Source organism: Motilimonas cestriensis, assembly GCF_021295315.1.
Classification (GTDB): Bacteria; Pseudomonadota; Gammaproteobacteria; order Enterobacterales; family CBDFNC01; genus Motilimonas; species Motilimonas cestriensis.
In genome coordinates this window covers 112,380-130,405 of the sequence record NZ_JAIMJA010000012.1, presented here as the reverse complement: position 1 = coordinate 130,405, position 18,026 = coordinate 112,380, and the positions used below count along the sequence as shown (strand labels likewise).

The window sequence follows — 18,026 nt, the reverse complement described above, 5'->3', positions numbered from 1 at the left end:
GAGACTAAACCTCTCGTTATAATTCATAAGCAACGAAGTTTGACGCCAAGTAAGGCTTTACAATGCGCGCGATTAATTCACTAAGCTGACTAATAAAGCTAAATCTTCGGGTTCGTCGAGGGGGTTAATTCGGCAATGTCGGATTGCAGCTGAAAACCGCGTAGAGCCAATTTTATCAACCACAGCAGAGAGATAGGCAGGATTGATTTGGAAGCGTTTGGCATATTCTTGTACCGCTGCTTCTAAATGAGGAAACTCTTCTCCATCAAAGCTAAAGCTTGGTTGGGCGAATGCACTGATCTCAAGGCCATTGACGATAATCGGCCAGCCTTGAAACTCCATTCTCCCTTGGGCAATCTCAAACATCATCCAAGCGCTCTTTTTAAATCCTTCAAACGCTTTACCGTTAAACTCACTTTGCGCTAGCTCTTCTTTGGTCCAATTGTTACCTATATCTAAGTGTTTTTTATAGCGTAGGGCTAAGGCTTTTTTTAGCTTGGCTCTGAACGTGTCGATATGGGTTGCGGACAATTTATGTTGCTTGGCGATGCTCAGGCACTCTGGGCAGCAAGGTAGCTGTAGCGGTATGTGCTCGCACAGGGATATTTCATCATCATGCAGCGGGAAGTCTAAACTTTGTTTACTCGGCTCAGCGCAAAACCAACATTGATGGCGAAAGGAAAAAGGCACGTCAATAGCAGCATGGTCAGTCATCAATTAAGATCTCATTGGTCGAATTAAAATGGCGGCGCAAGTACAGCATTTTTTACTACTGATGCAAAGTAAAAATAGACTTACCTTGCTATTCATAATCACTATGACAATTATTTATTTCACTTACTGATGCTAAATCATCATGATAAGTGCCATAACCCAGTGTTACCTATTTCCCTTTGAAGGTGTGTCTATGAAAAGAGCCAAAACCATTACTGTTGCGTCATCGGTTTTACTGGCAGCGAGTTTATTGCAAGGATGTAACGAAAAAATCGAGCCTAATACGCCAGACGCGCCAGCCGTAAACGTAACAACAACCGAAATACCACAAAGCACAACCAAGCAAGGTACTCCAACAGAGACTAACCAAATGAAACAACTCGACACTCAAGTCCTTTATTTAGACCGAAGTAGCTTAACCCCGGGGTCTGTGGTAGAGGTTAGCCTGTTGGATGTGTCTAAAACTGATACCAAAGCAGACTTATTGGGGCAGCAGTCAATTAAAGTGCAGGGAGGGCCGCCTTTTGCGCTAACCCTTGATTATGACGTTAACGAAATCAAAGCTAACCATCGCTATAGCCTGCGCGCAACGATCAAATTGAATGATGCTTTGCTTTATACATCAACGGAGCATCTAGACCCTTTCGCTAACGATGCCAAGCAGCCTTTTGAGATAATAGTGAAGCAAGTAGCGCAAACGCCAGTGACCGCTGAGTTTACCAATACTTATTGGAAGCTGATGAAAATAGGCGATCACCATGTGCCTTCCTTTGAAGGTGCTCGCGAGATGTTTGTACAGTTTATGAGCCAGGAAAATCAAGTTCGGGGGTTTTCGGGTTGCAACAACTTCATGGGTAACTATGAAGTAAACGGCAATCAAGTTTCACTGACACCGTTGGCGGGCACTCGTAAAATGTGTGTTAACGGTATGGAGCAGGAGCAAGCTTACTTAAATGCAATGGCTGATGTGGCTAGCTATGGTATCGCTGGTGAAACCCTAACGTTGCATAATGCCAGCGGTGAAGTGGTCGCATCCTTTGAATCGCGTTATATGAACTAAGCAGCTTCAAACTAAAAAGCCCAGCGGGTTGACCGTTGGGCTTTTTTATTGATTAACCGTTACTGCTAATATTGCCATGCGGCGGGTGATAAGTGTTGATTATTATTAAGTTAATCAGTATTTAGGAGGGCAGTGGTCTTAGCGACCGCTGTTACGAATAGGTTTGAGTTGACCGTCACATAAATGTGGCAAATCTTGTTGCTTTGGATTCCATAGGCTAAACCAAAGATGTCGGTTACGTAGGTTTCGTTTTTTGTTTTGCATAATATAATTCTCTCTCTTCTTTCTTTATTGTTTGTTTAATTTATCTTCTTTAACTTGCCCTGAAAAAATGACGATTGTGGGGCAAAAAAATGACAATCTAGTGAATATACAAATTAGTCCGCATTACAATCTCAATCAGACGGAGTTTAATGCTAGATCCAATGAGTAAGACAACTATCGGCTTTATTAGTTCCGTGCGCAAGTAGGGTTTTCACTTATTAATTGTATTTTCCACGATAGAGTGTGCGCCAGCTCTTGAAATGAGGCGCTCTGCTGGGTAAAGGCCCTGTCGACTCATCATGTGGTTATTTTTTACCATTATTTTATGAGTAGCACTGAAAATGCCAAATATGACGCGCGGTTTTTGCGAAAGAACAAAGAAAAGGTGGATTTATTACATCATAATAAGCCAAAGTTCAGTATGAGTAGATTCTTTACAACTATTTCGGTTTGATTGGCCATAAAATTGCTCATAACTGAAATTTATATTGATCTACTAACTACAATAAACAAAAAAAATAGGTACACTAATGGGGTTTTCTCCAGATGTGAACTTAAGAGAGCGCTAAGCTCCAAGCATGCAGGTAACAGCTGGGTCGATTTACCGGGCTGTTAGGAAAAGTTTGATTTAAATTGGCGAGGTAGCAAGTGATTAAAAAAATAGGCGTACTAACCAGTGGTGGCGATGCTCCGGGTATGAATGCGGCCATTCGCGCGGTAGTAAGAGCAGGCTTGTCAGAAGGCTTGGAAGTGTTTGGTATTTACGGTGGCTATTACGGATTATATCACGGCAACATTAAGCCTATGGGCCGCCATGATGTGTCAGATGTTATTAATCGCGGTGGCACAATCCTAGGCTCAGCACGTTTCCCAGAATTTAAAGAAGAAAGCATTCGTCAAGAAGCCATTGAGAATTTAAAAAAACATGGCATCGACGCACTAGTGGTCATCGGTGGCGACGGCTCTTACATGGGCGCAATGAAATTAAGTGAAATGGGCTTTCCATGTATCGGGTTACCGGGCACGATCGATAATGATATTTCGGGTACTGACTACACACTTGGCTTCATGACAGCTTTAGATACAGTCGTTGATGCGATTGATCGACTACGTGATACGTCTTCTTCTCACAACCGTATTTCAATCGTTGAAATCATGGGGCGTCATTGTGGTGACTTAGCACTATGGGCATCAGTAGCCGGTGGCTCTGAGTACATTATCGTGCCAGAGGTTGATTTTGATGAGTCAGAGTTGCTAAAACAAATTGAAGACGGTGAAGCAAAAGGCAAGAAACATGCAATTATTGCCATTACTGAGTTAATGACCGACGTTAATGCGATGGCTAAGCGTATCGAAAGCGCAACTGGCCGTGAAACGCGTGCAACTATTTTAGGTCACATTCAACGTGGTGGCGCGCCAAACGCTTGGGATCGTGTACAAGCGAGTCGCATGGGCAGCTTTGCGGTTGAACTATTACTTAAAGGCGAGAGCGCTCGTTGTGTTGGCATTCAAAAAGGCCAGCTGGTACACCACAACATCATTGAATGTTTGACAACAATGCGTCGTCCATTCCGCCAAGACCTGTATGATTTATCGAATCGTTTATTCTAATTGATAATGTAAACAGCGTTTGATCATAAGCCAGTAATCATGTTCTGATTACTGGCTTTTTTGTGTTTGTCATTTTATCTTGGTGATCCTTTTGCTTCGTGACCATTTTGAGCAGCTCAGCGCTGTTATACAACGCTATCGCGTACTATGGCAGTTTACTCCTTTTGCACACTCAACACCGCCTTGGCTGCCAGCATACAGCGATTTAGGTGATGCTTTGTATGCGCTGCCGTCAGCAAGTTTAACAAAACTGCTCAATAATGATGAGCAAGCGCAAAAATGGATTGCTCCGTTTTTGCCTGATCTTGTGGCGCTGCAGGATGACTGGTTGTCCTCTGCCACAGCTGACACTGAGCAACTGCCTTTTTGGCTTACCAATGGTATTAAGGGGCGCAAGCTATCGCAAATTACTGCGTTTACAGCTCAGTTGCCGTCGTCACCTAAGCATTGGGTTGAGTGGTGCGCAGGTAAAGGGCATCTAGGGCGAGCGGCATTGTTTGGCTCAGCGCACCAAGTTACCTCAATTGAATGGCAACAGAGCCTTTGTCAAAGTGGTCAGCGTCTGGCTGATCAACACCATTACCAACAACACTTTATTCACGCAGATGTGCTACGAGATGATGTTAGTGATTGTATCAATCAACAGTGCGGTGTGATGGCCTTACATGCGTGCGGCCAGCTACATATGCAATTGTTATCCTTAGCTAAACAGCAGAGAGTGCCAGCTGTGATGGTGTCCCCTTGTTGTTATCATTTGATCCAAGGTGAACAATACACCGGCATGAGCCAAGTCGCGCAGCGGCAATCAATAACGTTAAACAAATTAGACTTAAAGCTCCCGCTGCAACAGCTCGTTACCACGGGTTTAAGAGGGCAGCGGCTGCGTGACACTGAGCTGCTTTGGCGTTTAAGTTTTTCTCATTATGTGAGTTTACTTACAGGTGAACCGGTATATACGCCATTGCCAAATTTTGCGAAGTCTTTGCTAACAGATAGCTATGAAGATTTTTGTCGCTGGGCATGTGCAGAGAAATCGATACCTTTTGTGGCAAATTTGTTGCTGGATTCACTCGCCTTAGGCGAACAGCAGCAGTACGATTTAGCGCGAATGGAGTTAGTGCGGCAACGGTTTCGTAAACCACTCGAACATTGGCTTATTTTAGACCGCGCTTTGTATCTTGAAGAAGCTGGTTATCAGGTTGAAGTTATGCGCTTTTGTGATTTTTCAGTCACTCCTAGAAACTTGCTAATAAAAGCGCACTTGGCCAATTAATATTCATTTAAAATTGGTAAAGTTCTGACACGCCTAATATTTTACCTACTTCGGTTAGTGCGGCTTGCGTGGTTTTAAGTAGTGCTGGATCGCCTAAGTCGCGAGGAGTAAGACGGTCTGGATAAGTACGCTCAATACAGTCTTTTAGCGCCTCATATTGATTTAAATTAAAGCTGCAAGCAGGGTTGATGGCGACTAATTCATCTTCTGTTACACATACTCTTAAGCGTAAGCAAGCAGGCCCACCTCCGTTGTTCATGCTCTGGTCCAAATCGACAAAGTGGACCTCATCAATGGCATTATCAGATTGCGCTAAGGTCACTAAATACTGTGAAACTTGTTGATTTCTTGCGCAGTTCTGCGGTGCGATCAATGCTTTTTTATTGTCTTTTGTCGTCACAATTTGGCTATTAAATAAATAACTTTCGACTGCATTTTTCATGCGGACTTCAGACTCTAGTACCCTGATAAGTTGCCAGTTTTGTTGCGCTGAGTGCTTGGTTAAAAAGGGCAATAATTGCGTTTCATCGGCGAATGCGTGTTGATGATAAAACAAGCAATTGTTGTGGCCGACACAAATAACATCATTATGAAATACGCCTTGGTCGATGGCTTGAGGTGATTGTTGCAAAAACAACGTGTGAAGGGGCGTTAATCCGTGCGACCAAGCAATCATTTGGCTGGCTTCTAACCGTTGCCGTGCTGGAAAAAAACGTGGGGTTAATGTCGTGGCCTTTGCTTGGCCATAGACAAAAATGTTGAGTCCCATTTGGTGATTATTCAAACTTAATCGAGTGTGATTTGCAGCCCCTTCGTCGGCCCATTCTGGGTGCGACGGTAGGGGCGGGTGATGGATAAAATACTCTGAGTTGGGAAAGACTGCTTTTAGCATCGCAGCTGTGTCATTAGGCTCGATTGAGCGATGAAATTGGCTGATTAGATTCGCGGGTGTAAAGTGCAGCTTGCCATCTTGACAATCCTGACTGGCAGACACGGTGGCGGCGTTGGCAACCCACATGCTTGAGGCGGAATAACAGCTTGCCAGTAATGCGGGGTTCATGTTGGCTACCTGTTTGATTATATTTGATTTTGAGCCACTAAAGCCGAGCTGTTTTAAGGTTGGAAAATGAGGCCGCTGCAAGGGCGGTAAAATGCCTTGTGGCACCCCCAGTTGATGCAGCAACCGCATTTTTTCTAAGCCTTGTAATGCCCCTTGTTTTGGGCTTGAAGTATGGTGCGCCGCTGCTGTTGAGGCTAGGTTGCCAAAAGCCAGTCCGGCATAGTTGTGGGTTGGCCCAATTAGGCCATCAAAATTCATTTCAATTGTCTTCATTAGGCATCGCTTTGCTGGCTCGTCTTAGTTCTAAATTTAGTGTAATAAAGGAAGAAATTACGAACCGATTGATAAAAGAAAAAATATTTTTTTCTTGACAGAAAGCGGTATTCCAACGCATTTTCATATTTAGAGGGTTGCAATGCGTAGTCTCGTGGCTACAATCCGCTGCTGAATTATAAATAGAAATGACAGTTGATCTTACAGCAGTTATAGGCAATCTATATAAGTGTCGAACGAAGTACAGGTAGAGTACTTGCGGCCATTTTTTAATTTTCATTACCAGAGTTAAGCTGAATTTATGGGCAAATCGCTAGTTATTGTAGAATCACCAGCCAAAGCGAAAACGATCAACAAATACCTAGGGAAGGATTTTGTTGTTAAGTCGAGCGTCGGGCATATTCGAGATCTGCCAACCAGTGGCAGCGCCAAAAAAACGACCGCTAAAGCTAAAACCTCTACGGCAGGTTTGTCAGCTGAAGAAAAGGCTGCACTGAAAAAAACCAAAGATTACGCAGCATTAGTTGCCCGCATGGGGATTGACCCGAATAAAAATTGGGAAGCCCACTACGAAATCCTACCGGGCAAAGAAAAAGTAGTTAACGAGTTGAAATCGCTCGCAGATAAAGCCGATATGGTTTATCTCGCAACGGATTTGGACCGCGAAGGAGAAGCAATAGCGTGGCATCTGCGCGAAGTTCTCGGCGGCGAAGACGACAGATATCAACGCGTTGTGTTTAACGAAATCACTAAATCTGCAATTCAAGAAGCATTTAGCCAACCAAGCGAGCTGAACATCGACCGTGTAAATGCCCAGCAAACACGTCGCTTTCTTGACCGTGTAGTGGGTTACATGGCATCGCCTCTGCTATGGAAAAAAGTCGCGCGAGGTTTATCCGCAGGCCGAGTGCAATCTGTTGCTGTGCGCCTTGTAGTAGACAAAGAGCGCGAAATTAAGGCCTTTAACCCGGAAGAGTTTTGGGATTTACATGCTGACCTAACTACCCCTAAAGGTGACGAGTTACGCATGGAAGTGGCTAAATACCAAGGAGCGGCATTTAAACCAACTAACGAAGCCCAAGCAATGTCGGCGGTGAATGAATTGCAAGGCAGCCAATTTAGCCTGCTGAGCCGTGAAGATAGGCCTACAACTAGTAAGCCTTCAGCGCCATTTATTACCTCGACATTGCAACAAGCGGCGAGCACTCGCCTGAGCTTTGGCGTAAAGAAAACCATGATGTTAGCCCAGCGTTTATACGAAGCGGGTTACATCACTTACATGCGTACCGACTCAACCAATTTAAGTAAAGATGCCGTTGATGCTGCGCGTGAATATATAGAAGACAATTACGGTAAGAAATACCTGCCGGAGCAGCCAAATAAGTATGGCAGCAAAGAAGGCGCTCAAGAGGCCCATGAAGCGATTCGTCCTTCAGATGTGTCAGTGTCCCAAAATGATATTCAGGGCCTTGACCGTGACGCACAGCGCTTATATGAGTTAATTTGGCGTCAGTTTGTATCATGTCAAATGGTACCGGCAAAATACGATTCGTCTACCTTGACCGTGGCAGCGGGTGATTACCACTTAAAAGCCAAGGGCCGCATCTTACGTTTTGATGGTTGGACTCGGGTACAAACGGCGGTGCGTAAAAACAGTGAAGACGTGCACCTGCCAGACCTTAGCAAAGGTGAAATACTCAATTTATTGAAGCTTGATCCACTGCAGCACTTCACCAAGCCGCCAGCGCGTTATAGCGAAGCCTCTCTTGTAAAAGAGCTGGAAAAACGTGGCATCGGGCGTCCATCTACTTACGCCAGCATTATCTCGACGATCCAAGATCGTGGTTACGTTAAGGTTGAAAGCCGCCGTTTTTACGCCGAAAAAATGGGTGAAATCGTTGCTGACCGTTTGGTGGGTAGTTTTGAAAAATTGATGAGCTATGATTTTACCGCTGAAATGGAAGGTGATTTAGACAAAGTCGCTAACGGTGATGAAAATTGGAAAGATTTATTAGATTCATTTTATGGCGACTTTAGCCAAAAATTAGCCCTCGCAGAGCAGCCAGAAGAAGAAGGTGGTATGCCACCGAATGAAATGGTGATCACCGACATTAGCTGCCCAACCTGTTCCCGTGAAATGGGTATTCGCACCGCCAGTACCGGTGTTTTCTTGGGTTGCTCGGGTTATAATTTACCGCCAAAAGAAAGGTGTAAAACCACCATAAACCTGACTCCAGGTGAAGAAGCTATTGCTGAAGGTGAGGATGCTGAAACTGAAGCGCTCATGGCTAAACGTCGTTGTGATAAATGCGGTACGGCAATGGACAGTTACCTCATCGATGAAACCCGTAAGTTACATGTTTGTGGTAATAACCCATCATGTGATGGCTATCAGGTTGAGCAAGGCAAGTTCAAGATAAAAGGCTACGACGGCCCGATTGTTGAGTGTGACAAGTGTGGCTCAGATATGCAGTTGAAAAATGGCCGTTTTGGTAAATACATGGGCTGTACTAATGAAGAATGTAAAAACACCCGTAAGATCTTAAAAAGTGGTGAAGTTGCGCCGCCAAAAGAAGATCCAGTGCACTTACCAGAACTGCCTTGTGTGAACAGCGATGCCTATTTTATTTTGCGTGATGGTGCGTCAGGTATTTTCTTAGCGGCAAGTACATTCCCTAAATCTCGTGAAACCCGTGCTCCTTTAGTCTCTGAGCTTGTGCAATTTAAAGACAGATTGTCACCTAAGTTTGAGTACCTAACTCATGCCCCACAAGCTGATCCGGATGGTTTACCCGCTGTTGTACGCTACAGCCGTAAAACCAAGGAGCAGTACGTGATGACAGAAGTTGATAAGAAGCCTACTGGCTGGGTGGCCAAGTACATTGATGGTAAATGGGTTGAAGAGATGACGAAGAAAAAGGCGGCAGCTAAAAAGGCAGATGATTAATTCACTGCTCTGAATAAAAAACCCGATATAGATCGAAAAAGCAGCCAAATAGGCTGCTTTTTTTTTGTAGTGGCTCTCAGTTTATTTATCTTCACCAGCAGTATTTTCCTTGTTTTCTATTCTAATGAATAGGTCTTGCTAGCCAAACCGAAAGGTAAGCGTTAGAGATAAGTAGGCGTGTATACGCTCCCTTCACTGGTTTAAAGTAGAGAGAATGCATTAATGTTAGCGCAGCAATGGTCTGAATTAGATAAGAAAATTTTACTGTATTCACGGGAAGTGGAAGGGCATACCTCGCCTTTTTGGAATACTTGCTCGCCTTTTGATGAAGAATTAAAAAGTTATGTTTCAACCAAGGGAGAATATGTTCTCTGGCTGCAAAGTAAGCGGCCTCTGGTCGAACAAGAGATCGTTAATACCGTCTGGGTTAAAACCAACCCCAGTGGTTACACCACCGAAATGCATTTTTATGCCAATGGTACACTGCGAGATATTGCACTATTTGATCGCGCAACGTTAACGGGTCGCTGGACCTTAAACAAAGGTGTCGTCAACGTTGCCATTCAAGCTGATAAGCACCTCTACGAATTTGATATTGTCGGTAGTGATGACAATGGTATTCATTCTGCCGTTGAATTTGAAGACGGTGTTTTAAGTAGTTATCTGAAGCTATTTCGTCTGAGCTAACCCACCATGTTTGCCCTCATAATTTTGCTCGTTAGTGCTAATTTTCAATTAACGCTAGCGTGAAAATACAATAAAAAACACTCCTTGATTACGGTCAATAAACACTCACTTTTTAGCTAAATAACCTTCTAATAATTTGACAGGATCTAAGCCGTCACTCATACCTAATAGGTGTAATGTAAAATAAATGTAAATTCAGTAAAACTGTATTCTAGGAGATTGTGCGTCATGTTTAATGCTACCTATGCAGCGAGTGCCCAACTAAGAGATACTGTCGCGATTGTCCTTGCAGGAGGTAAAGGCAAGCGGCTAAAACACCTTACTCATAATCGTGCCAAACCCGGAATTCCTTTTGGCGGCAAATATCGCATTATTGATTTTACGCTTTCTAATTGTATTAACTCTGGTATTCGTCGTGTGGATGTATTAACCCAATACAAAGCATGTGACTTAGTTTTTCACTTACAACGCGCTTGGGGCCATATGCGCTGGGAGCTTGGCGAATATGTTGGGATCGTGCCTGCCCAGCAGCAAAAGGGCGATGATTGGTACAAAGGTACGGCCGACGCGGTTTTCCAAAATCTAGATTTGTTACGTCGACAGGGCTGTAAACATGTATTGATTTTAGGAGGCGATCATATCTATAAAATGGACTATAGCTTGATGCTTGCAGAGCATGTAAGGCGAGGTGCAGAGCTTACTGTAGCAACGATTTGTTCCGATGTTGAGCGCGCTAAATCCTTTGGCGTTTGTCAAATTAATGAAGCACAGCGGATCACCGCTTTTGAAGAAAAACCTGCTTCGCCATTTCTTATTCCTGGTGATGATGAGCACGCACTTTGCTCCATGGGGATTTATATATTTGATATTGATGTACTAGAGCGAATGTTGATTACGGATGCAAACAACGAAAGTTCAAAACACGATTTTGGCTATGACATTATTCCTGAAGCGATAAAACATCACAACGTCTATGCCTATGTATTTAACTCGGTTTCTGATGGTATTCAACACTATTGGAAAGATGTTGGCAATCTTGATGAATACTATCAAGCCAATATGGATTTAGTCAGTGTCAGTCCAGAGCTGAATTTGTATGATGAGCGCTGGCCCATTTTTACTTGCCAAGAACAATTACCTGGCGCTAAGTTTGTATTTGATGATGAAGGTTGTCGCGGCGAGGCTGTGGACTCAGTGGTGTCAGCTGGTTGTATTATATCGGGAGCTCAAGTTAAGAATTCTTTATTGTTTTCACGCGTTAGAGTGGAAAAAAGAAGTCAGCTTGACGGTTGCATTTTATTGCCATCGGTTAATGTTGGCCGTGATTGTAAAATTAAGGGCGCCATCTTAGCGGAAGGTTGCCAAGTACCGTCTGGTACCGTCATCGGCTATGATCCGGTTCAAGACCAGAAGAAGTATTGTGTATCAGACAAAGGTATTCTGCTTATTACGCCTGAAATGCTCACGGGGAAGCCTGAAGCGTTACAGTCAAGTTTGAATAATCACTTAAACACCACTTGGCTCGCTTCATCACAACTTACACATTAATTAAGCAAGCTAGAATAAGCCTCCTATACTTTAAAAAAGGTCAATCGACCTTAGGTGGCTTATTAATAACTCGCTGACATCTCAGCATTAATTAATCATTTCCACTGTCATCTGCACTCATTTAGTACCACTAGCGTATATTTATAGTGTAGAGATTATTATCTAGCCTTGATAGAACACACCTAACGCGATTAGGTAATCGTCGCAATTGCCATTTGCATTGGCCAGGGGGTTGTATGGAAATCTTGTTACTCTTATTTATCTGCTTAGTCATTATTTTTGCTGTCACACCTGTGCGTCGAGTGCTCATCTCGGGGCCCATATTTGGCTATTTTAAACAAATTTTGCCCCCTCTTTCTGCGACCGAGCAAGAGGCAATGAAAGCGGGCAGCGTGTGGTGGGATGGTGAATTGTTTGCCGGAAAACCTGACTGGCAGCGCTTACATGGCTACACACAGGCAAAATTAACCGAACAAGAACAAAGTTTCATCGACAACCAAGTGAATACCCTGCTTGCTATGGTTGATGATTACAAAATAGTGCAGCAAGACCACAAACTACCAGAAGCCGTTTGGCAATATCTTCGCAAAGAAGGCTTCTTTGCGCTAATCATCGATCCAGAATTTGGCGGTAAAGGGTTTTCAGCATTAGCCAATTCAACCATCGTCAGTAAAATTGCTAGTCGAAGCTTGTCGGTAGCCGTGACGGTAATGGTGCCTAATTCTCTCGGTCCGGGTGAGTTGTTAAGTCACTATGGCACGACCGAACAAAAAGAATATTGGCTACCACGGTTAGCCAAGGGTGAAGAGGTACCTTGTTTTGCGCTAACTGGCCCAAATGCGGGATCTGATGCGGGTAGCATTCCTGACAAAGGCATTATCTGCTATGGCGATTATCAGGGAGAGCGTGTGTTGGGCATTAGCTTAACCTGGGACAAGCGCTATATTACGTTAGCCCCTGTTGCCAGCGTGCTCGGTTTAGCGTTCAAACTATTCGATCCTGATGGCTTGATAGGTGAAACCAAAGCACTAGGAATCACCTGTGCATTGATCCCAACAGCCCACCCAGGCGTGATTATTGGTCAACGTCATTACCCAATGGGGCTGGCTTTTCAAAATGGCACCACTCAAGGTAACGATGTGTTCATACCAATGGATTGGATCATTGGTGGCCAGCAATATGCCGGTAAAGGCTGGCGTATGTTGGTGGAATGTTTGTCGGCAGGGCGGGGGATTTCATTACCCGCTTTAGGCGCGGCCTGTGGTCATTTGTCCACGCGTATGACTGGTGCTTACGCACTTGTTAGGCACCAATTCGGTTTGCCTATTGGTAAGTTTGAAGGCGTACAAGGGAATATGGCGCGTATTGGTGCGTTTACCTATCAATTGGAAGCAGCTCGTACCTTAACGACCACTGCGCTCGACATGGGACAGCGACCTGCCATTGTTACCGCTATTGCAAAATACCATATGACAGAAATGGGCCGAACATTACTCAGCGATGCAATGGATATACACGCCGGTAAGGCAATTCAACTTGGGCCACAAAATTACTTAGGCCATGCATACTTAGGGATCCCAATAGCGATCACGGTAGAGGGCGCGAATATCTTAACGCGCAGTTTAATGATTTTTGGCCAAGGTGCCACTCGCTGTCATCCATATGTTTTATCAGAACTAGCCGCTGCGGCAGAGCCTGATCCCCAAGTTGGATTAGCCAAGTTTGATCAAGTGTTAATAAAGCACATTGGTTTTGCTATCAGTAATAGCCTGATGGGGGCTTGGCAAGGTTTAACTGCGGGCAAGCTAATTGGAGTGCCTGTTAGCAATGAAATGGCTACCTATTATCGCCAGTTAACGAGGATGAGCCGAGCTCTTGCCTTAACGGCGGATGTTTCCATGTTGGTGTTGGGCGGAGACTTAAAGCGCAAGGAAATGATTTCGGCTCGTTTAGGCGACGTATTAAGTCATTTATATTTGGCCTCTGCGAGCTTGAAGTGGTTTCATGATCGTGGCTCGCCAGACAGCGATGCTTCATTTGTACACTACAATATACAATATAACTTGTACCAAATCGGTCAGGCGTTTGATGGCTTTTTTGACAATTTTAGTCAGCCTTGGATCAGCCGTATTTTAAAAACAGTATTGTTTCCTTGGGGTATTAATTATCGCTTACCATCGGATCAACTTGCGCAAGAGATATGCCAAACCATGATGACCGATTGTGAGCTGCGTGATGCGATTACCCATTTGTGTTATATCGGTGACGGTGAGAATGATGCGACTGGCATTGTCGAACGCAGTTTTAAAGCGCGCTTGGCTGCATTAGATGCAGAGCGCAAACTTGTTAGGGCAATTAAAGATAAAACTATCGTCGGTGAGACGATGGTAGAAAAAATTGAACAGGGGCTTAAGTTAGGAATTATTAATGCGCACGAGCGGACATTATTACTAACGTCACTAGCCTTAACAGACAAAGCTGTTGCCGTTGATGTGTTTGATAAGCTGTAATTTTTATTGGCAAATAAAACGACAAGTTTAATATCATGAAACAAAAAAAGCCCACTTAGTTAAAAACTGAGTGGGCCAGCAAGTTAATTTAATTCAGTATTACTCTACTGTTAAAATCTTACAGGTGTTGGTACAGCCTTTGTTGTATTGATCACCGTGAGTAAACAACACTTGATCGCCTGTGGCCAGGTAGCCTTCGGCTTTTAACTTATCAATGGCTTGTTTGTTAATCTCAATGCTGGCAACGGTGTCGCCGCTACAGAATTCAAACGGCGTTACACCGCGGTACAAAGCACATAAACTGAGTGTTTTTTGATTGCGCGATAGTGCGTAAATCGGTAAGCCTGAGCTGATTCGTGACATTAAGCGCGGCGTTGAACCTGATTCAGTTAATGCCACAATCGCTTTAACTCCTTTCATATGGTTAGCTGCATACATAGTCGACATCGCAATGGTTTCCTCAATGGAGGAGAACGTGTAATTCATGCGATGATTTGACACATTAATACTTGGATGAGCTTCTGCGCCGATACAGACTTCTGCCATGGCTTTCACTGTTTCAACAGGGAAATCCCCCGCGGCGGTTTCACCAGATAGCATCACCGCATCGGTACCATCTAATACCGCGTTGGCTACGTCCATTACTTCAGCACGAGTGGGCATTGGTGCACTGATCATTGACTCCATCATTTGCGTTGCCGTGATCACCACTCGGTTTAGTTTTCGCGTCATGCGGATCATTTTTTTCTGTACACCAACCAGATTCGCATCACCAATTTCAACCCCTAAATCACCGCGGGCAACCATTACTGCGTCTGAGGCCATAATGATGTCTTCAAGTGCTTCATCTGTGGCAACGGCTTCTGCGCGCTCAACTTTGGCGACTAGTTTGGCATTACAACCCGCTTCTTTAGCTAATTGGCGAGCATAGCGCATGTCTTCACCGTTACGCGGGAAAGACACTGCTAAGTAATCAACATTAATCATCGCAGCCGTTTTAATGTCTTCTTTATCTTTTTCTGTTAAGGCGGCAGCACTTAATCCGCCTCCTTTTTTGTTGATGCCTTTATTATTTGATAATGCGCCGCCAATCGTTACCTTAGTATTGACACAGTTACCGTCCACACTCACTACTTGCAACTGCACCCGGCCATCGTCAAGCAGCAAAATATCACCAGGTACCACGTCTTTTGGTAGCTGTTTATAATCTAAACCGACTTTCTCTTGATTACCTTCACCTTTAGGAAAGTCACTGTCTAAGCAAAATAAATCGCCGACAGCCAAGTTGATTTTTTTGTCTTTAAAGGTAGATATGCGGATTTTAGGACCCTGTAAGTCGCCCAAAATTGCCACCTGCTTTTGATACTTTTTCGCAATATCACGCACTTCTTTCGCGCGCTTAACATGGTCTTCTGGACTGCCATGGGAAAAGTTCATGCGCACCACATTTGCGCCAGCGACAATAATTTTTTCTAAATTATTATCTCTGTCGGTTGCTGGGCCAAGAGTGGTGACAATTTTGGTACGTCTGGTCATGTTATAACTCCATGTTTTAAACTTAGGCTACGCCAGCTTGCTGGGTAGCAAATGACAAATTGAAAGCAAAAAAAAGGGCTCATCAGAGCCCTTAGTTAAAAACTTGGTTTTTCAAAGCGAGAATCTTTAATACTCTCTTTTACTTTCTTTAAGTTCTCTCTGAATTTAATGCCACGACGCAAAGTGAAGCCAGTCGCTAATACATCGACCAGTACTAACTGCGCCAAGCGTGACGCCATCGGCATGTAAATATCGGTGTCTTCAGGCACATCCATTGATAACACAAGGTTTGATTCACGTGCAAGGGGAGAGTCTTTAGCCGTTAAACTGATGACTGTAGCATCATTTTCACGGGCTAAGCTGGCGATTTCTACCAATGATTTTGTGCGGCCTGTGTGCGAGATCAACACTATGACGTCGCCCTCGCCACTGTTAATACAGCTCATGCGTTGCATTAAGATATCGTCAAAGCACTGCACGGGAATGTTAAAGCGGAAAAATTTGTTCAAGGCATCGTGAGCAACAGAAGAAGATGCGCCCAAACCAAAGAAGGAAATTTTATTAGCCTGAGTCAACACGTCAACCGCTCGATTAACCGTGGCAATGTCTAAAGAGCTTTTTGCTGCGTCTAAACAGGCCATTGATGATTCAAAAATTTTCGATGTGTACGCATCTGGGCCATCGTCTTCATCAACGTGACGGTTCACGTAAGGCGTGCCATTTGCCAAACTTTGCGCTAAATGTAATTTAAAATCAGGAAAGCCTTTGGTGTCTAAACGGCGACAAAAACGGTTTACAGTTGGCTCACTAACATCAGCCATTTTTGCTAAAGCAGCAATGCTTGAGTGAATGGCGGTTTGGGGCGATGCCAAGATCACTTCAGCAACTTTGCGTTCAGATTTACTGAAGCTATCGAGACTTTTTTGGATCTTTTCGAGTGTGTTCATTGCTCTTTACCTGCTGCTACCATACTAACTTGAATCAACGGATACGTTGCACAAGCACTTAAAGTTTATCGCTCAACTATACTGAAAAGGTGTTCTTAATACGTTTCTTATCTCGCAAAACTATGATACGAGTCTAAAAAAATTTCAGAAATACTGTAATAAGGCTACAATTTTCAGCTCTAAAAACCATTTTCACCCTCCAAATTGTTGTTTTGTTACAAAAATGGAGTGTAAGGGTTACCACTTTCTACATATTTACCAGATTTAAGCCCAGTATTTAGACGCTTGAGTGAGTTTGTTGGGTTAATTAATTATCGATCGAAAGTGTTGTAACTTTATAACTAATTTACTTGGGTAAAATTGATATCACACCGTATTTAGTGATGAAAACTGACAAAAAAACCAGCCGAAGCTGGTTTTTTTATATACGAACTTCTATTTTTTAGAACGATTAGTTAAGCGGTAAGTTTGACTAACACCGCTTCTATACCTTGATGAGTACTGATGGGTAACAGATTTTTAAGCTGTGATAGTTTGCTGGTTAATGTGGCTTTATCTGCTGCGCTCACATTAATATGGCCCATTTTACGCCCAGGTTTATTTTCTTTATTGTACCAATGTACACCGACACTCGGCAGAGCGAAAACTTGGTTATCCACTTCAGCTTCACCTAATAGGTTCACCATCAGGCTAGGCTGAATAAGCTGCGTATCACCCAGTGGTAAACCGCACACTGCGCGAATGTGATTTTCAAACTGACTTGAATAGCAACCTTGCTGGGTCCAATGGCCTGAATTATGCACTCGTGGTGCTATCTCGTTAACCAACAGCTCACCATTTAAATCAAAAAATTCAACGGCTAATACGCCAACATAATCTAACGCTTGGGCAATCGCGGTAAACATCTGATCGGCTTGCTGCTGTAGCACATCATTTTCGCCAAGAGCTAATGAGACACTTAACACGCCGTTTTCGTGATGGTTTTCCGTTAACGGATAGGTTTTTATTTCACCTTGAGCATTACGCGCGCCGATCATCGACACTTCACGTTGAAAAGGCACAAATTGCTCGGCAACAATGGCTTGGCTTTTATCACTGCTGGCCAATACCGATGCCATTTGCTGCCACACCGCTTGGGCCTGGGCTGCTTCTTTTAAGCGCCATTGCCCTTTGCCGTCGTAACCTTCTTTCGCGGTTTTAAATACGATGGGTAAGCCGAGCTCTGTGATCGCTTGATTAAAGCTTGCTTCATCACTGACGAGATGATGCTTAGCATTGTTCACTTTAGCTTGACCTAGCAAAGCTTTTTCAATTCGGCGATCGCCGCCTGCTTGAATGGCATTGGCACCAGGCTTTAATTTACCACTTTGTTCTGCTAGGGATAAAATGGGCGCAGGAATGTGCTCAAACTCAGCGGTGATCACATCTACTGCGCTGATGGCGTCAGCATAAGACATATCTACCGGTAATTGAGTGATCGGATGGACCACCAAATCTTGATTCACATCATAGGCTAGGGTGCGAATGTTAAGGGGCTCTGCTGCCAAACACATCATACGTGCAAGTTGGCCTGAACCTAATACTAAGACTTTCATT

The 18,026-nt window shown here is 43.9% G+C and carries 12 protein-coding genes; 7 read left to right on the top strand and 5 right to left on the bottom strand.

Annotated elements, in window-relative coordinates:
• Positions 1 to 72: 72 nt before the first annotated feature.
• Positions 73 to 717, bottom strand: a complete 645-nt coding sequence (locus K6Y31_RS13065; RefSeq protein ID WP_233053411.1) for a hypothetical protein — start codon at positions 715 to 717, stop codon at positions 73 to 75.
• A 190-nt stretch (positions 718 to 907) separates the two neighbouring features.
• Between K6Y31_RS13065 and K6Y31_RS13060 the strand changes: the two genes are divergently transcribed.
• From K6Y31_RS13060 to K6Y31_RS13050, 3 genes are all read left to right on the top strand, one after another.
• Positions 908 to 1,774, top strand: coding sequence for an META domain-containing protein (locus K6Y31_RS13060; RefSeq protein ID WP_233053410.1), 867 nt, complete (start codon positions 908 to 910; stop codon positions 1,772 to 1,774).
• A 912-nt stretch (positions 1,775 to 2,686) separates the two neighbouring features.
• Positions 2,687 to 3,649: a 6-phosphofructokinase gene (gene pfkA / locus K6Y31_RS13055; protein WP_233053409.1), complete on the top strand. Its 963-nt coding sequence runs from the start codon at positions 2,687 to 2,689 to the stop codon at positions 3,647 to 3,649.
• Between the two features lie 91 nt (positions 3,650 to 3,740).
• A complete protein-coding gene (locus tag K6Y31_RS13050) occupies positions 3,741 to 4,922 on the top strand; it encodes a methyltransferase (protein WP_233053408.1) in 1,182 nt (393 codons plus the stop codon).
• Positions 4,923 to 4,929: 7 nt separating this feature from the next.
• On the opposite strand, the gene astB is transcribed toward K6Y31_RS13050, so the two are convergent.
• Complete coding sequence (gene astB / locus K6Y31_RS13045; protein ID WP_233053407.1) at positions 4,930 to 6,255, bottom strand: N-succinylarginine dihydrolase; 1,326 nt, start codon at positions 6,253 to 6,255, stop codon at positions 4,930 to 4,932.
• Positions 6,256 to 6,556: 301 nt separating this feature from the next.
• Between astB and topA the strand changes: the two genes are divergently transcribed.
• The 4 genes from topA (at position 6,557) to K6Y31_RS13025 (ending at position 13,947) form a co-directional block, all read left to right on the top strand.
• Positions 6,557 to 9,202, top strand: a complete 2,646-nt coding sequence (gene topA / locus K6Y31_RS13040; RefSeq protein ID WP_233053406.1) for a type I DNA topoisomerase — start codon at positions 6,557 to 6,559, stop codon at positions 9,200 to 9,202.
• Between the two features lie 222 nt (positions 9,203 to 9,424).
• A complete protein-coding gene (locus tag K6Y31_RS13035; protein ID WP_233053405.1) occupies positions 9,425 to 9,889 on the top strand; it encodes a hypothetical protein in 465 nt (154 codons plus the stop codon).
• Positions 9,890 to 10,117: 228 nt separating this feature from the next.
• Positions 10,118 to 11,437 carry a glucose-1-phosphate adenylyltransferase gene (gene glgC, locus K6Y31_RS13030; RefSeq protein ID WP_233053404.1) on the top strand — a complete coding sequence of 440 codons (1,320 nt, stop codon included), beginning with the start codon at positions 10,118 to 10,120 and terminating at the stop codon, positions 11,435 to 11,437.
• 236 nt (positions 11,438 to 11,673) lie between these two features.
• The gene (locus K6Y31_RS13025) at positions 11,674 to 13,947 is read left to right on the top strand and encodes an acyl-CoA dehydrogenase (protein WP_233053403.1); all 2,274 of its coding nucleotides are present in this window, start codon (positions 11,674 to 11,676) and stop codon (positions 13,945 to 13,947) included.
• A 99-nt stretch (positions 13,948 to 14,046) separates the two neighbouring features.
• Here K6Y31_RS13025 and pyk read toward each other — a convergent pair whose 3' ends face one another.
• The 3 genes from pyk to K6Y31_RS13010 all read right to left on the bottom strand — a co-directional run bounded on the left by pyk (position 14,047) and on the right by K6Y31_RS13010 (position 18,025).
• Complete coding sequence (gene pyk, locus K6Y31_RS13020) at positions 14,047 to 15,483, bottom strand: pyruvate kinase (RefSeq protein ID WP_233053402.1); 1,437 nt, start codon at positions 15,481 to 15,483, stop codon at positions 14,047 to 14,049.
• A gap of 95 nt (positions 15,484 to 15,578) precedes the next feature.
• Entirely contained in the window at positions 15,579 to 16,430 is an 852-nt protein-coding gene (locus K6Y31_RS13015; RefSeq protein WP_233053401.1) for a MurR/RpiR family transcriptional regulator, read from the bottom strand.
• A gap of 455 nt (positions 16,431 to 16,885) precedes the next feature.
• The gene (locus K6Y31_RS13010) at positions 16,886 to 18,025 is read right to left on the bottom strand and encodes a 5-(carboxyamino)imidazole ribonucleotide synthase (protein WP_233053400.1); all 1,140 of its coding nucleotides are present in this window, start codon (positions 18,023 to 18,025) and stop codon (positions 16,886 to 16,888) included.
• Between the last annotated feature and the right edge of the window lies 1 nt (position 18,026).

Excerpts from the sequence above, each read along its gene's own strand:
- K6Y31_RS13060 (WP_233053410.1), top strand. The coding sequence starts at position 908 with ATGAAAAGAGCCAAAACCATTACTGTTGCGTCATCGGTTTTACTGGCA.
- astB (WP_233053407.1), bottom strand. The coding sequence starts at position 6,255 with ATGAAGACAATTGAAATGAATTTTGATGGCCTAATTGGGCCAACCCAC.
- topA (WP_233053406.1), top strand. The coding sequence starts at position 6,557 with ATGGGCAAATCGCTAGTTATTGTAGAATCACCAGCCAAAGCGAAAACG.
- K6Y31_RS13035 (WP_233053405.1), top strand. The coding sequence starts at position 9,425 with ATGTTAGCGCAGCAATGGTCTGAATTAGATAAGAAAATTTTACTGTAT.
- glgC (WP_233053404.1), top strand. The coding sequence starts at position 10,118 with ATGTTTAATGCTACCTATGCAGCGAGTGCCCAACTAAGAGATACTGTC.
- K6Y31_RS13025 (WP_233053403.1), top strand. The coding sequence starts at position 11,674 with ATGGAAATCTTGTTACTCTTATTTATCTGCTTAGTCATTATTTTTGCT.
- pyk (WP_233053402.1), bottom strand. The coding sequence starts at position 15,483 with ATGACCAGACGTACCAAAATTGTCACCACTCTTGGCCCAGCAACCGAC.
- K6Y31_RS13015 (WP_233053401.1), bottom strand. The coding sequence starts at position 16,430 with ATGAACACACTCGAAAAGATCCAAAAAAGTCTCGATAGCTTCAGTAAA.
- K6Y31_RS13010 (WP_233053400.1), bottom strand. The coding sequence starts at position 18,025 with ATGAAAGTCTTAGTATTAGGTTCAGGCCAACTTGCACGTATGATGTGT.